Here is a 14,166-nt window from a genome sequence, read left to right on the forward strand (position 1 = left end):
ATCCGGCCGGCCCCGGGCCGGTCCCAAGGAGAACATGAGATGAAGCTGATCACCGCAGTCATCAAGCCCTTCAAGCTCGACGAGGTCCGCGAGGCCCTGTCGGCCATCGGGGTGCAGGGCATCACCGTCACCGAGGTCAAGGGCTTCGGGCGGCAGAAGGGCCATACCGAGCTGTATCGCGGCGCCGAGTACGTCGTCGACTTCCTGCCCAAGGTGAAGATCGAGGCGGCCGTGGCCGACAGCCTGGTCGAGCAGGCCATCGAAGCCATCGAGGCCTCGGCCCGCACCGGCAAGATCGGCGACGGCAAGATCTTCGTCAACGAGATCGAGCAGGTCATCCGCATCCGTACCGGCGAGACCGGCAACGAGGCGCTCTGAGCGCGCACCCCTGACACTGGAGGCAATCATGAAGACTCTGCTCAGGGTGCTGGCACTTGCCTTGGCACTTGCACTGGCACCCGCATTCGTATCGACGAGCGCTCCTGCGCTCGCATCCCTGGGCGCGGCAGCGGCCCAGGACAAGCCCGCCGAGGCGACGCAGGATGCCGCTGCGCCGGCCGCCGACGCTGCTGCAACTGCGGCGCCAGCGCCCGCAGCGGCAGCGCCCGCCGCGGCCCCTGCCGAGGAGGCCAAGGCCGAGCCTGCCGTCCACAAGGGCGACGTCGCCTGGATGATGACCTCGACCATGCTCGTGATCCTGATGGTGCCCGGCCTGGCGCTGTTCTACGGCGGCATGGTCCGCGCCAAGAACATGCTGTCGGTGCTGATGCAGGTGATGATGGTCTTCGCGCTGATCGTGGTGCTGTGGTTCGTCTACGGCTACAGCCTGGCCTTCGGCGGCGAGGGCCTGATCATCGGCGGATTCGACAAGCTGTTCCTGAGCGGCGTCACCGGCGCGAGCCTGGCGGACACCTTCACCGAGACCGTGAAGCTGCCGGAGTTCGTCTTCGTCGCGTTCCAGGCCACCTTCGCCGGCCTGACCTGCGCGCTGATCGTGGGCGCCTTCGCCGAGCGCATGCGCTTCTCCGCGGTGCTGCTCTTCTCCGTGATCTGGTTCACCTTCAGCTACCTGCCGATCGCGCACATGGTCTGGGGCGCCGGCGGCTACCTGCTGGACAAGGGCGCGCTCGACTTCGCAGGCGGCACGGTGGTGCACATCAATGCCGGTGTCGCTGGCCTGGTGGGCTCCTACCTGGTGGGCAAGCGCATCGGATACGGCAAGGAGTCGATGCCGCCGCACTCGCTGCCGCTGACGATGATCGGTGCGGCGCTGCTGTGGGTGGGCTGGTTCGGCTTCAACGCCGGCTCCAACCTGGAGGCCAACGCCGGTGCGGCCCTCGCGTTCATGAACACGATCTTCGCGACCGCGGCGGCGATGCTGACCTGGTGCCTGGGCGAGGCGTTCATGAAGGGCAAGGCCTCGATGCTCGGCGCGGCGTCCGGCGCGGTGGCGGGTCTGGTGGCGATCACGCCGGCCTGCGGCGTGGTCGGGCCGATCGGCGGAATCGTGATCGGCGCGATCTCCGGCTTCGTCTGCCTGTGGGGGGTCAACGGCCTCAAGCACATGCTCGGCGCCGACGACTCGCTCGACGTGTTCGGAGTGCACGGTGTCGGCGGCATCGTCGGCGCGCTGCTGACCGGCGTGTTCGCTGCGCCCGGCCTGGGCGGCGCCGGAGCGGTGGACTTCGCGATGGGCCACCAGCTCTTCGTGCAGGCCGAGGGCGTGGTCATCACGATCGTCTGGTCCGCGGTGGTGGCGTTCATCGCCTACAAGATCGTCGACATGGTGATCGGGCTGCGCGTCAGCGAAGAGGAAGAGCGCGAGGGCCTGGACATCACCCAGCACGGGGAGTCGGCCTACCGCCTCTGATCGGTCCGCGACGGCCGCCACTGCCGCGCCAAGGCGGCGGCGGCCACTGGTAGCGAGGGGACGCCAGCCTCCGCGAGGGCCGGATCCCCACCGGTCGCCGACCCTCGACGGCGACCCGAGGCGAGCCATCCGGCTCGCCTCGTCATTTCCGGGTCCCGTCGCGCCAGCCGCTTTCGCTACAATCGCAGGCTCCCGCCAGGCTCCCGTACAGGTCACGTCCGTCGATGGTTCCACACCTCGTCACCGCACTGAAGGGCCCGCTGCTGGAGCTCGAACGCCGCTTCCTGGAAGCCACCCCGCAGATCGAACGCTGGTTCAGGCTCGAATGGCAGGAGCACACGCCGCCGTTCTACTGCTCCACCGACCTGCGCAACGCGGGCTTCAAGCTCGCGCCGGTCGACACCAACCTGTTCCCGGGCAGCTTCGACAACCTGGCCGCCGACACCCTGCCGCTTGCCGTGCAGGCGGCGATGGCCGCCATCGAGAAGTACTGCCCGGATGCGCGCAACCTGCTGCTGATCCCCGAGTCCCGCGGCTTCAGCCCCAACTACCTGCGCAACGTGGCGCGGCTGTCGGCCATCCTGCGCCAGACCGGCCTGAACGTCCGCCTGGGCTCGCTCGACCCCGAGGTGCGCGGGCCGACCCCGCTGGTGCTGGCGGACAACCCGGGCCTGGTGATCGAGCCGCTGGTCCGCAGGGGCCGCCGGGTCGGGCTCGAGGATTTCGATCCCTGCACGATCCTGCTCAACAACGACCTCTCGTCCGGTCTTCCGGAGATCCTGAAGGACCTGCACGAGCAGGTGGTGCTGCCGCCGCTGCACGCCGGCTGGGCTGTGCGCCGCAAGTCCAACCACTTCGCCGCCTACCGCGACGTCGCCAAGCGCTTCGGCAAGACCTTCGACATCGATCCCTGGCTGATCGACCCGCTGTTCGCGTCCTGCAGCGACGTGAACTTCAACGAGCGCACCGGCGAGGAGTGCGTCGAGGCCCGGGTGGAGACTCTGCTGCGCCAGATGCGTTCCAAGTACCGCGAATACGGCATCGCCGAGACCCCCTTCGTGATCGTCAAGGCCGATGCGGGCACCTACGGCGTGGGTGTCGTGTCGGTCAAGGATGCGTCCGAGGTGCGCAAGCTCAGCGTCAGGCAGCGCAGCGGCCTGACGGTGGCCAAGGAGGGCCTGGAGGTGACGCGGGTGATTCTCCAGGAGGGCGTGCCCACCTTCGAGAGCATCGACGACGCCTGGGCCGAGCCGGTCGTGTACATGGTCGACCGTCACGTCGTCGGCGGCTTCTACCGGGTGCATGCCGGGCGCGGTCGCGACGAAAACCTGAACGCCCCCGGCATGCAGTTCGTGCCGCTGCCTTTCGCCGCGAGCTGCAACCTTCCGGACGCGAACGCCTCCGTCGAGGCGGCGGCCAACCGCTTCTATGCCTACGGGGTGGTTGGCCGGCTTGCGCTGCTCGCCGCGTCGATCGAGCTCGAGAAGACCGATCCGGACCAGTCGCTGTACGGCTGAACCGCCGTTGACCACACGCGCCCGCCGCTGGGCGGCGCACAGATCCCAGGGACACCGATGCGCATCCTAGTCATCCTCGATCCGCTCGCCGGCATCAAGACCTACAAGGACACCACCTACTCGATGATGGTGGCTGCCGAAGCGCGTGGCCACGAGATCCACGTCTGCGAGCAGCGCGAGATCGCGCTCGACGGCGGCCGGGTGGTGGCGCGGCTGCGAAGACTGCACCTGACCGACGCCACCGGCGGTGCGCTCGACTGGTACCGGCTCGATCCGGAGGCGGTGGCGCCGCTCGCCGCCTTCGACGCGGTGCTGATGCGCAAGGATCCGCCCTTCGACATGGAGTACGTCTACTCCACCTACCTGCTCGAGCTGGCGCAGCGCCAGGGCGCGCGGGTGTTCAACGATCCGCGCGCGATCCGCGACCACAACGAGAAGTTCTCGATTTCCGAGTTCCCGGAGTTCACCGCGCCGATGATCGTCACGCGCGATCCGGTGCGGCTGCGCGAATTCGTCGTCGAGCAGGGCGAGGCGGTCTTCAAGCTGCTCGACGGCATGGGCGGCGCGTCGATCTTCCGGGCGCGCTCGGACGACCCGAATCTCTCGGTGATCATCGAGACGCTCAACCGCTTCGGCGAGCGAACGGTGATGGCGCAGGGTTTCCTCCCGGAGATCGCTCAGGGGGACAAGCGGGTGCTGCTGATCGGCGGACAGGTCGTGCCCTACTGCCTCGCCCGCATCCCGAAGGCCGGCGAGGCGCGCGGCAACCTGGCCGCCGGCGGCACCGGCGTGGCCCGCGAGCTCTCGGCCCGCGATCGCGCCATCGGCGAGGCGCTCGCGCCCGTGCTCGCGGCGCGCGGCCTGCTGCTGGTGGGCCTGGACGTGATCGGCGAGTGCATCACCGAGATCAACGTGACCAGCCCGACCTGCTTCCAGGAGATCCGCCAGCAGACCGGCTTCGACGTGGCAACGCTGTTCGTCGAGGCGCTCGAGCGCGCCACCGGGGCTGCGTCCGGATCATGATCGGAATCCTCGTCGTGTCCCACGAACCGCTGGGCACGGCGCTCATCCATTGCACCAGGCACATCTTCGGCCGGATGCCGCCGCAGCTGGCCGCGCTCGACGTGATCCCGGACGAGGATCCCGCGGCTGCGCTGGCCGGCGCGCGCGAGCTGATGTCGCGGATCAACGACGGCAGCGGGGTGCTGGTGCTTACCGACATCTACGGCGCGACGCCCTCGCGGATCGCAGCGAAGCTCGCCGAGCCGCACCGCGTGGTGGTGATTGCCGGCGTGAACCTCCCCCTGCTGGTGAAGGCGCTCTACAACCGGCGGGTGCCGCTGGACGAGGTGACCGACATGCTCTCGGAGAGCGCGCGCAATGCGATCCTGGAGATCGTTCCGCAGGCGGCGCCGGGCGACGCGGCGGACGGAAGCACGGGCGAGGAAGATGGGGAAGGCAATGCAAAGGCTTGAGACCACCATCGTCAACAAGCTGGGCCTGCACGCCCGGCCGTCGGCGAAGCTGACCCAGCTGGCCTCGAAGTTCCGCGCGGAGATCTGGATGAGCAAGGGCGCGCGCAGGATCAACGCCAAGAGCATCATGGGCGTGATGATGCTGGCGGCCGCGCGCGGGGCCGCCGTGGTCATCGAGGCGGACGGACCCGACGAGGCGGAAGCGGTCGAGGCCCTCGCCGGGCTGATCGCCTCCGGCTTCGGCGAAGAAATCTGACGGGGCGGGGCGCGGCGATGTTCAGCATCCACGGCACGGCGATCGGCGGCGGCATCGTCATCGGCCGGGCCCGCGTGCTCGAGTCGCAGCGTTTCGACGTTGCGCGCTACCTGGTCCCGCCGCACGCGCGCGAGGGCGAGATCGCCAGGCTCGACGCGGCGCTGCTTGATGTCAAGACCGAGCTCGACACGCTCTCCGAGCAGCTGCCCGACGACGTGCCGGCCGAGGCGCGCGCGCTGCTCGAGGTGCACGCGATGATCCTCGACGACCCGATGCTCGCCGAGGCGGCCCGCGAGCAGATCCGCACGCTGCGCTGGAATGCCGAATGGGCGCTGGCCTCGCAGGCCGACGGGCTGGCGCGCCAGTTCGAGGAGCTGGATGATGCCTACCTGCGCGAGCGCGGCCGCGACGTGCAGCAGGTGGCGGACCGGGTGCTGAAGTCGCTGTCCGGCACCGGCGCGGGATCGCGGCCTCTGAGCGCCGGCGATCCCGCGATCTTCGTCGCGCACGACATCGCGCCGGGCGAGATGATCTCGCTGCGCAGCGCGCTGGGGTTTGCGATCGACCTCGGCGGCACCACCTCGCACACCGCAATCCTCGCGCGCAGCATGAACGTCCCGGCCGTGGTGGGCCTGGGCTGCGCGAGCCAGCTCATTTCGGACAATGAGTGGCTGATCCTGGACGGCGAGACCGGGCTGATGATCGTCGCGCCCGACGAGACGGTGCTCGCCGAGTACCGGCATCGCCAGGCAGCCTCGCTGCTCGAGCGCGAGCGCCTCAAGCGTCTGCTGCACGTGCCGGCGCGCACGCTCGACGGGGTGGGGGTCACCTTGCACGCGAACATCGAGCTGCCCGAGGAGGCCGAGGCGGCCCTGGCTGCGGGCGCCGCGGGAGTCGGGCTGTTCCGCTCCGAGTTCCTGTTCATGGGGCGCCGCGATCTTCCCGGCGAGGACGAGCAGTACGAGGCCTACCGGACCGCGGTGCTGGGCATGCGCGGCGCGCCGGTCACGATCCGCACCCTGGACGTCGGCGCCGACAAGACGCTGGACGGGGCGGAAGGGCAGGTTTCCCTGAACCCGGCGCTGGGCCAGCGCGCAATCCGCTACTGCCTGGCCGAGCCCGAGATGTTCTCGGTGCAGTTGCGCGCCATCCTGCGCGCCTCCGCGCACGGAACCGTCCGGCTGCTGATCCCGATGCTGGCGCACCACCACGAGATCGAGCAGACGCTGCGCCTGCTCGACATCGCACGCGCGCATCTTCGCGGGCGCGGCCAGGCCTTCGACGAGCGCATGGCGGTCGGCGGCATGATCGAGGTGCCCGCCGCGGCGCTGTCGGCAGGGCTGTTCGTGCGGCGCCTGGACTTCCTCTCGATCGGCACCAACGACCTGATCCAGTACACGCTGGCGATCGACCGTGCCGACCACACGGTGGCCTCGCTCTACGACCCCTTCCATCCCGCGGTGCTGCGCCTGATCTCGATGGCGATCCGCGCGGGCCGTCGCGCGGGCAAGCCGGTGTCGGTGTGCGGCGAGATGGCCGGCGACCACACAGCCACCCGGCTGCTGCTGGGCATGGGGCTGGACACCTTCTCGATGCACCCGGCCAGCCTGCTGCGGGTCAAGCAGCAGGTGCTGCTGTCGGATGTCTCGCAGCTTGCGATCAAGGTGGGCCGCATGCTCAACAGCGACGACCCGGTGCGGGTGCGCGCGGCGCTGGCGCGGCTGCGCGAGGAGCCGGGGGCGGGCTGACCGGCTTGCTGCGGGGCGCGCGTACCGGCCCCGCCATGAAGCGCCATGACCCGGGCGCGGGCATGGTCGTACGGCAGCTCGCGTCCCGCACGCGTCATAGTCGGAGCATCCACAGACTACCGGAGGCCTGCCATGAGCGATTGCAGGCTGGAACGCGGAGCGGGCTCCGCGCCGATCGATCTCGACACGCCGCTGCGCTGCGGGAACTGCGGCGGCGGAATTCCGGCAAGCAGCGCCCTGACTTTCGAGGGCGCCGACTATCTCCGGCACTTCTGCGGCGAGAGTTGCCTGTCCGACTGGTGTTCAGGCCTCTCTGGGGCCGCGGGCTCCGGGGAGTCGGCATGACGCCGCGGCCGGTGTTCCTCGACCTGCGCCGGATCGGGCTGCCGATCGGTGCGATTGCCTCGCTGCTGCACCGGGTGTCGGGCATCCTGCTGGTGCTGGCACTGCCTCCCGCGGCGCTCTGGTTCGAGCGCTCGCTGGCCAGCGCCGCGGCCTTCGAGTCGTCCCGCGCGGCGCTCGGCTCCTGGCCGGGACGCTTCGCCCTTGTGCTTCTCGCGTGGGCGCTCGCGCATCACGTCCTCGCCGGCGTCCGGCACCTGCTGATGGACTCTGGAGTCGGCGCACGGCTGCCGGCTGCCCGCCGCAGCGCCGCCTTCTGCCTCGCCGCCGCAGGTCTCGTTGCTGCAGTCGCGGCGCTTTTCGCCTGGTGGCCACGATGAGCGCCGGCGCCGATCGACTGATGACCGGGCTGCGCGCCTGGACGCTGCAGCGCGCCTCGGCGCTCTACCTGCTCGGCTTCATGCTGGTGCTGGCATTGCGGCTGCTCGCCGATCCGGTCGACGACCATGCGCGCTGGGTGGCGCTGTGGCGCAGTCCGTGGATGGCCAGCGGCGCGCTGCTCGCGGTGGCGGCGCTCGCGGCGCACGCCTGGGTGGGCGCGCGCGACGTGGTGCTCGACTATGTCCGCCCGGCGATGGCCCGGCCGGTGGTGCTCGCGGCGATCGCAGTCGTCCTGGGCCTGACGGTGCTGCGGCTGGCCGCGGCGCTGCTCCGGGTGGGCGGCTGAGGCCGGCATCGCGAGGAGAACCCACAGATGCGCTTTTCCATCTACCGCTACGATCCGGAGGCTGGCGGCAGCCCGCGCATGCAGGACTACGAGGTCAAGCTGCGTCCCGGCGACCACATGGTGCTCGATGCGCTGATGCGGATCCACGAGAGCGACGAGACGCTGTCGTTCCGCAGGTCCTGCCGCGAAGGCGTGTGCGGCTCCGACGGCATGAACATCAACGGTCGCAACCGGCTGGCCTGCGTGACCGCGCTGAAGGATCTCCAGGAGCCGGTGGTGCTGCGGCCGCTGCCCGGGCAGCCGGTGATCCGCGACCTGATCGTCGACCTGGCCCAGTTCTTCGCGCACTACGCGTCGATCCGCCCCTGGGTGATCGACGAGCGGCCGATGCCCGAGCGCGAGCGCCTGCAGACCCCGGAGCAGCGCGCCGATCTCGACGGTCTCTACGAATGCATCCTGTGCGCCTGCTGCTCGACTGCCTGCCCGTCGTACTGGTGGAACCCCGACAAGTTCATCGGCCCCGCGGGACTGCTGCAGGCGTATCGCTTCGTCGCCGACAGCCGGGACCAGGACAGCGACGCGCGCCTCGATTTCCTCGAAGGGCCCTTCAAGCTCTACCGCTGCCGCACCATCATGAACTGCACCGAGGTCTGCCCGAAGGGGCTGGAGCCCTCGCGAGCGATCGAGAAGCTGCGCTGGAAGTTGCTCCAGCGCAGCTTCTAGTCGAGCCAGTGTTGACCGCGATGCCCCGGCGGCGCGGTCCTTTCGATTTGACACCCGTTGCCCGCCTGAGTAAGGTTTGCCTCCGCGCCGATTTGAGTCCCAGCTTGCGGGCGCGTAACAAGTACGGCTAAAGCGGCGGGAGCGCCTGCTCCGTGATGCCCGACACAGCCGCAGCAGGCTGGTCGGGTTTTTCTTTTTCGGGGTCCGGTCGGAAGTGTCGCAGTCTGCCCAGCAGTCGGTCGGGGTGGTCGAGACGCAGCGCATGCGTTTCGAGGCGCCCCTGCGTCTGAGCAGCGGCGCGGAACTCGCCGGCTACGAGCTCGTCTACGAAACCTACGGCGAGCTGAACGCCGACCGCTCCAACGCGGTGCTGGTGTGCCATGCGCTCAACGCCTCGCACCATGTCGCCGGCGTGCGCGCCGACGACCCGAAGGACGTGGGCTGGTGGGACAACATGGTCGGTCCCGGCAAGCCGCTGGACACCGACCGCTTCTTCGTCATCGGCGTCAACAACCTCGGCAGCTGCTTCGGCTCGACCGGGCCGATGTCGATCAATCCCGCCACCGGCCGGCGCTACGGCCCCGACTTCCCGGTGGTCACCGTCGAGGACTGGGTGCACGCCCAGGCTCGGCTGGCCGACGGGCTCGGCATCGAGCGCTTCGCGGCGGTGATGGGCGGCAGCCTCGGCGGCATGCAGGCGATGGCCTGGTCCTGCCTGTATCCGCAGCGGGTGGCGCACTGCCTGGTGATCGCGTCGACGCCCAAGCTGTCGGCGCAGAACATCGCCTTCAACGAGGTGGCGCGGCGCGCGATCATCACCGACCCCGAGTTCCACGGCGGGCGCTTCTACGACCACGGCGTGGTGCCGCGCCGCGGGCTGCAGGTGGCACGCATGATCGGCCACATCACCTACCTGTCGGACGACGCGATGGCCGAGCGCTTCGGCCGTGCGCTCAAGCACGCCGACTACGGCTTCTCCTTCGACGTCGAGTTCGAGATCGAGTCCTACCTGCGCTACCAGGGCGAGAAGTTCTCGGACTACTTCGACGCCAATACCTACCTGCTGATCACGCGCGCGCTCGACTACTTCGACCCCGCGCTCGCCCACGGCGGCGACCTCGCTGCCGCGCTGGCGCCGGCCAGCGCGGAGTTCTTCGTCGCTTCGTTCAGCACCGACTGGCGCTTCTCGCCGCAGCGCAGCCGCGAGATCGTCGCTGCGCTGCTGCAGAACGGGCGTGACGTCAGCTATGCCGAGGTCGAGGCGCCGCACGGGCACGATGCCTTCCTGCTGACCGACCCGCAGTACCACTCGCTGGTGCGCGCCTACTACGACCGGATCGCCCGCCAGCTGGACCTGGGAGGCCGCCGATGAGCGTGCTGCCCGAAGCCCCCGCGGCGCTGCGCCCGGACCTCGCGTGGGTCGCCGACTGGATCCCGGACGGCGCGCGGGTGCTCGACCTGGGCTGCGGCGACGGCGCGCTGATGGCGCACCTGCAGGCGCGCAAGCGCTGCCGCGGCTACGGCGTGGAGATCGACGACGCGGCGGTGCTGCGCTGCGTGCAGCGCGGCGTCAACGTCATCCAGCGCGACATCGAGGCGGGCCTCGACATGTTCGCCGCCACCCAGTTCGACGTGGTGGTGCTGTCGATGGCGATCCAGGCCACGCACCGCACCGAGCACGTGCTGCGCGAGATGAGCTCGCTGGGCCGCGAGGCCATCGTCTCGTTCCCCAATTTCGGCCACTGGTATCACGCCTGGTCCATCCTGCGCGGGCGCATGCCGGTCTCGCGCGAGATGCCCTACCACTGGTACGACACGCCCAACCTGCACCTGGCCACCGCGCTCGACTTCGAGGACCTGCTCGGCAAGCTCGGCCTGCGCATCACCGGCAAGGTCTTCCTGGCCGACGGCCGGCCGGTACGCTGGCTGGCCAGCCAGCGCTCCACGCAGGCCATCTACCGCTTCAGGCGCGCCTGAAGCCCGAGGACCGCCGACATGAGCAACGAAACCCCCGCCGCCAGCAGCGCCTTCAGGCAGCTTGCCTGGGTGCTTGGCCTGGCGGGTCTGCTGCCCTTCTTCGGACACGCACTGTTCGCCTGGGTGGCCCCGGGTGTCGAGGCGGTCGGGCTGCTGCGCTCGCAGGCGCACTACGCCGCCGCCATCCTCTCCTTCCTGGGCGCGCTGCACTGGGGCGTCGCGCTGGCCTCGCCGCTGCCCTTCACTTCCCGTGACGGCGTGCGCCTCGTCTGGAGCGTGATCCCGGCGATCTTCGCGTGGGTGATCGGCATGTATCCGCCGGGGGTCGCGGTGCCCGGCCTGTTCTTCGCGCTGCTGGTCGCCTGGGGCGCCGACCTGGCGCTTTATGCGGGCGCCGCGGTGCCGCGCTGGTTCCTGATGCTGCGCACCGTGCTCACTGCCGGTGCGGCGCTGTGCATGGGCGCCACCTGGCTGGCGATGGCCACGCGGCTGGCCCTGGGCTGAGCGCTACTTCCGCAGCCGTTCCTCGAGCCGCGCCTGCAGCTCCGGCGAGCGCAGGCTCGCGGCGCTGGCGCGGGCCATCGACGCCTCGAGCTCGATCGCCTCTGGCTCGTCGGCGCGCCGCCGCGCCAGCGCCAGCAGGTGGGCCTTCATCTGCGCGACCACCTTCGGCTCGGTCAGGGCAATCGCATCCAGGCAGGCTTCGACCCGCTCCTCCAGCAGGTCGCGGGCGACCAGCTCGCCCAGGAAGCCGATGCGCAGCATCTCGTCGGCCTCGATGGTCATCGCGGTCAGCATCAGCCTGCTGGCGGCGGACAGGCCCAGCCTGGCCACGTAGCGCCGCAGCCCGCCCGGGTAGTAGTGCAGCCCGAAGCGCGCGGCCGGCATGAACATCCGGATGCCGGGCACGCCGATCCGCAGGTCGCAGCACAGTGCCAGGTCGGTGGCGCCGCCATAGACGCTGCCGCCGAGCGCGGCGATGGTGGTGCAGGGCAGGGTCTCCAGCGCGTCCAGCATGCGCTCGAAGCGGCTGTCGAGCTCGTCGACGATGGCATGCAGCGTGTAGCCCGAGCTGAAGGTGCGCTCGCCGCGCCCGGCGATCACCAGCGCGCGCGGCGGCGCCTCGCGCATCTGCGCGAACACCTCGAGCAGCGCGTCCACGTCGGCCGGGTCGAGCCGGTTGTGCTCGGCGGGGCGGTTCAGCGTGATGCGGGCGAAGCCGTCGGCGCGCTGCAGCAGCGGGGCGCCGTCATGGCCGGCGATGGGAGTTGCAGTGGTCTGGTCGAAGCGTCGGGTCATGCGTTGGAGTTCCGGTGATCGGGAGCGTTCGATTTCTGCACGGCTTGTTCAGGCCTCGCCGTCGAGGAAGGCTGCCACCTGCGGCACAGCGCGCAGCGCGGCGAGATCCTCGGGCTGCGGCAGCTGCGGGCGATCGCGGACGGTGCTGACCAGGCAAAGGAAGCCGAGCGGCGCGTCGGGCGCAGCGCGGAACTGGTGCCAGGTCATCGGCGGCACCTCGACCAGGTCATGCTCGGCCACCTCACGCACCCTCTCGCCGAGCAGGCAGCGGCCGCGGCCGCGCAGGATCATCACCGCGTGGGTGTGCTCGTGCCGCTCCAGCGTCGACCAGCCGCCCGGGGCCACTTCGAAGTAGCGCCACTCCGCTCCGCCGGCGGCGTCGGCGAACAGCACCTGCCGGGTGACGTCCCTGAAGGGCGCGCTGCCTTCGTCCTTGTAGCGCAGCAGGTCCACGGCTTCCCAGCGGAAGCCGGGCAGCGCGCGGCGCAGCATCGGGTGCTGCGGGGCGCCCTGCGGCGCGCCTGCGGGATCGGTGCTGCGGTAGTCGTCCATGGGTCCTCGTTCCTGTCCGGCTCAGCGGGCCGACGCGCGCTGCACGCGCTCGACGAACTCGCGCGCCCGCGCCGGCATCGCCGCGCCCGCCTCGAGCAGGTTGCCGCCGATCAGCAGCATCACGTCCGCGCCGAACTCGTCGAGCATCTCCTCGACGCGGGCCACGCTCATGCCGCCGGCCGGCACCGGCATCGTGGCGCGGTGCCGGCCAAGCGGGCCGCGCGCCGCATCCGCGATCGCGCGGCAGGTGTCGACGCCGTAGCTGAAGCGGCCGCCGAAGTTGGGGAAGATGGTGGCGTCCGCGCCGAACAGGCGCACCAGGCGCCCGAGCAGCAGCGCCGGCGCGATGCGTGCGGCGCCGGCGAGCGCTGGATGGGCCAGGATGGCCAGGTCGCCGCGCTCGCGCACCAGCTCGGCGAAAGTGGCCACGCCGATCAGCAGCGGGCAGGCCAGCACGCAGCGCACCCCCTCGTCGCGGGCGATGCGCAGTTGCTGCGCAAGGCTGCGCGCGCCGCCGGACAGGCTGGGCGCGTAGACGCTGCGCCCGCCGGTCTCGGCGTTGGCGCGGGTCACTGCGCGCTGCACCTGCGCCACCCGCTGCGCGAAGGGCGCGTAGGCCTGGTCTGCGATGCCGTGGTCGTCCTTGATGAAGTCGATGCCGGCGCGCGCGAAGCTGCCGGCCAGCGCGGCCAGGCGCTCCGGGGGCAGCCCCTGGGGCTTGAGCGCGGTGCAGGTCAGCGCGCGGCGCGGCGCGCCGACCAGCGCGCGAAGGCCGTCGACGCCGAAGGCCGGGCCGGGCAGCGTGTCCAGCAGCGCGGCCGGCAGGCGGGCGTCGATCAGCTCGACGTCCGGCTGCAGCGAGCTGTTGCCGAACAGCATGTTCATCAGCTGCCCGGGCTCCGTGCCGACGGTGCGCGCATCGAGCGAGAGCGTGACGCGCCAGGCCTGCTGCGCAGCCCCGGCGGCCCCGACGGCCTCGGCGGCCTTTGCTTCGGGTTCGGCCTCGATGTCCTCCACCCGGGCCACGATCTCGTCGCGGATCCAGTCGTCCTGGATCGCCCCGATCGGCATCTCGACGCTCTGCTCGGCGGCGATCGCCAGCGCGCGCGCCTCGATCGCCGCAGGCGCGCAACGCACGCGGTAGACCGCGTCGATTCGACCGGCCGCCTCGACGCGGTCGACCGGCGCAGGGCCGTGCTGCCGGGCGAGGCTCATCCGGGCCCTCCGCGCGAGGCCGAAGTACCCGCCACCGCGTCGCGCGACGGGATCCGGTACATCCAGAAGCCCAGCACGAAACCCAGCGCCACCAGCGCGCCCTTGAGCCAGGCGGGCTCGACGAAGAAGATCACCGAGATCGACAGCGTGGTCGCCATCATCCCTATGGCAAGCGCCTTGACCCGGCGTGGAATGCTGCGATGCCGCTCCCACTCGCGGACGATCGGCCCGAAGACGCGGTTGTCCAGCAGCATCCGGTGGAAGCGGGTGGATGCGCGGGCATAGCAGGCGGCAGCCAGCAGCACGAAGGGCGTGGTGGGCAGCACCGGCGTGAACACGCCGAGCACGGCGAGCGCCAGGCACAGGGTGCCGGCGATCAGCAGCAGCACCCGTACCGTCATCGACGGGTGCTTGCGCACCTCGGGCCGTCCCTTGTCCGGCGCCTCGCGCGGGTCTGCTGCCATC

General features: G+C 70.6%; 18 protein-coding genes. 14 read left to right on the plus strand and 4 right to left on the minus strand.

Annotated elements, in window-relative coordinates; all coding sequences use genetic code 11:
* The first annotated feature begins 39 nt into the window (after positions 1 to 39).
* The 14 genes from glnK to HNQ70_RS14525 all read left to right on the plus strand — a co-directional run bounded on the left by glnK (position 40) and on the right by HNQ70_RS14525 (position 11,139).
* On the plus strand, positions 40 to 378 hold the full coding sequence (gene glnK, locus HNQ70_RS14460) for a P-II family nitrogen regulator (RefSeq protein ID WP_183968860.1): 339 nt from the start codon (positions 40 to 42) through the stop codon (positions 376 to 378).
* A gap of 28 nt (positions 379 to 406) precedes the next feature.
* Positions 407 to 1,870, plus strand: a complete 1,464-nt coding sequence (locus HNQ70_RS14465) for an ammonium transporter (protein ID WP_183968862.1) — start codon at positions 407 to 409, stop codon at positions 1,868 to 1,870.
* 224 nt (positions 1,871 to 2,094) lie between these two features.
* Positions 2,095 to 3,387: a glutamate--cysteine ligase gene (gshA, locus tag HNQ70_RS14470; RefSeq protein WP_183968865.1), complete on the plus strand. Its 1,293-nt coding sequence runs from the start codon at positions 2,095 to 2,097 to the stop codon at positions 3,385 to 3,387.
* 57 nt (positions 3,388 to 3,444) lie between these two features.
* Positions 3,445 to 4,410 (plus strand): glutathione synthase, encoded by a 966-nt coding sequence (gene gshB, locus HNQ70_RS14475; RefSeq protein ID WP_183968867.1) that lies wholly within the window; start codon positions 3,445 to 3,447, stop codon positions 4,408 to 4,410.
* 14 nt (positions 4,411 to 4,424) lie between these two features.
* Positions 4,425 to 4,862, plus strand: a complete 438-nt coding sequence (locus tag HNQ70_RS14480) for a PTS sugar transporter subunit IIA domain-containing protein (protein ID WP_221302817.1) — start codon at positions 4,425 to 4,427, stop codon at positions 4,860 to 4,862.
* On the plus strand, positions 4,849 to 5,118 hold the full coding sequence (locus HNQ70_RS14485) for an HPr family phosphocarrier protein (RefSeq protein WP_183968872.1): 270 nt from the start codon (positions 4,849 to 4,851) through the stop codon (positions 5,116 to 5,118). Before HNQ70_RS14480 ends, HNQ70_RS14485 begins: the two co-directional genes overlap by 14 nt.
* Before the next feature lie 17 nt (positions 5,119 to 5,135).
* The gene (gene ptsP, locus HNQ70_RS14490) at positions 5,136 to 6,866 is read left to right on the plus strand and encodes a phosphoenolpyruvate--protein phosphotransferase (RefSeq protein WP_183968874.1); all 1,731 of its coding nucleotides are present in this window, start codon (positions 5,136 to 5,138) and stop codon (positions 6,864 to 6,866) included.
* A gap of 132 nt (positions 6,867 to 6,998) precedes the next feature.
* The gene (locus HNQ70_RS20665) at positions 6,999 to 7,211 is read left to right on the plus strand and encodes a DUF3330 domain-containing protein (protein WP_183968876.1); all 213 of its coding nucleotides are present in this window, start codon (positions 6,999 to 7,001) and stop codon (positions 7,209 to 7,211) included.
* Complete coding sequence (gene sdhC / locus HNQ70_RS14500) at positions 7,208 to 7,588, plus strand: succinate dehydrogenase, cytochrome b556 subunit (protein ID WP_183968878.1); 381 nt, start codon at positions 7,208 to 7,210, stop codon at positions 7,586 to 7,588. The genes HNQ70_RS20665 and sdhC overlap by 4 nt, the downstream gene beginning before the upstream one ends.
* The gene (sdhD, locus tag HNQ70_RS14505) at positions 7,585 to 7,935 is read left to right on the plus strand and encodes a succinate dehydrogenase, hydrophobic membrane anchor protein (protein WP_183968880.1); all 351 of its coding nucleotides are present in this window, start codon (positions 7,585 to 7,587) and stop codon (positions 7,933 to 7,935) included. Before sdhC ends, sdhD begins: the two co-directional genes overlap by 4 nt.
* A gap of 27 nt (positions 7,936 to 7,962) precedes the next feature.
* Positions 7,963 to 8,658 carry a succinate dehydrogenase iron-sulfur subunit gene (locus HNQ70_RS14510; RefSeq protein ID WP_183968881.1) on the plus strand — a complete coding sequence of 232 codons (696 nt, stop codon included), beginning with the start codon at positions 7,963 to 7,965 and terminating at the stop codon, positions 8,656 to 8,658.
* 214 nt (positions 8,659 to 8,872) lie between these two features.
* Entirely contained in the window at positions 8,873 to 10,030 is a 1,158-nt protein-coding gene (metX, locus tag HNQ70_RS14515) for a homoserine O-succinyltransferase MetX (RefSeq protein ID WP_343060796.1), read from the plus strand.
* Complete coding sequence (gene metW / locus HNQ70_RS14520; RefSeq protein WP_183968883.1) at positions 10,027 to 10,635, plus strand: methionine biosynthesis protein MetW; 609 nt, start codon at positions 10,027 to 10,029, stop codon at positions 10,633 to 10,635. The genes metX and metW overlap by 4 nt, the downstream gene beginning before the upstream one ends.
* An 18-nt stretch (positions 10,636 to 10,653) precedes the next feature.
* Positions 10,654 to 11,139: a DUF3429 domain-containing protein gene (locus HNQ70_RS14525; protein ID WP_183968885.1), complete on the plus strand. Its 486-nt coding sequence runs from the start codon at positions 10,654 to 10,656 to the stop codon at positions 11,137 to 11,139.
* A gap of 3 nt (positions 11,140 to 11,142) precedes the next feature.
* Here HNQ70_RS14525 and HNQ70_RS14530 read toward each other — a convergent pair whose 3' ends face one another.
* From HNQ70_RS14530 to HNQ70_RS14545, 4 genes are read right to left on the minus strand one after another with little or no spacing between them, the layout of a single operon-like run.
* Complete coding sequence (locus HNQ70_RS14530; protein ID WP_183968887.1) at positions 11,143 to 11,934, minus strand: enoyl-CoA hydratase/isomerase family protein; 792 nt, start codon at positions 11,932 to 11,934, stop codon at positions 11,143 to 11,145.
* A gap of 48 nt (positions 11,935 to 11,982) precedes the next feature.
* Positions 11,983 to 12,486, minus strand: a complete 504-nt coding sequence (locus tag HNQ70_RS14535) for a cupin domain-containing protein (RefSeq protein ID WP_281381637.1) — start codon at positions 12,484 to 12,486, stop codon at positions 11,983 to 11,985.
* 21 nt (positions 12,487 to 12,507) lie between these two features.
* A complete protein-coding gene (locus tag HNQ70_RS14540) occupies positions 12,508 to 13,701 on the minus strand; it encodes a RuBisCO large subunit C-terminal-like domain-containing protein (RefSeq protein ID WP_183968890.1) in 1,194 nt (397 codons plus the stop codon).
* Positions 13,698 to 14,165, minus strand: a complete 468-nt coding sequence (locus HNQ70_RS14545) for a YbaN family protein (RefSeq protein WP_183968892.1) — start codon at positions 14,163 to 14,165, stop codon at positions 13,698 to 13,700. Before HNQ70_RS14545 ends, HNQ70_RS14540 begins: the two co-directional genes overlap by 4 nt.
* Position 14,166 lies beyond the last annotated feature (1 nt).

It is taken from the genome of Quisquiliibacterium transsilvanicum, from assembly GCF_014202215.1.
In the GTDB taxonomy this organism is placed as follows: Bacteria; Pseudomonadota; Gammaproteobacteria; order Burkholderiales; family Burkholderiaceae_E; genus Quisquiliibacterium; species Quisquiliibacterium transsilvanicum.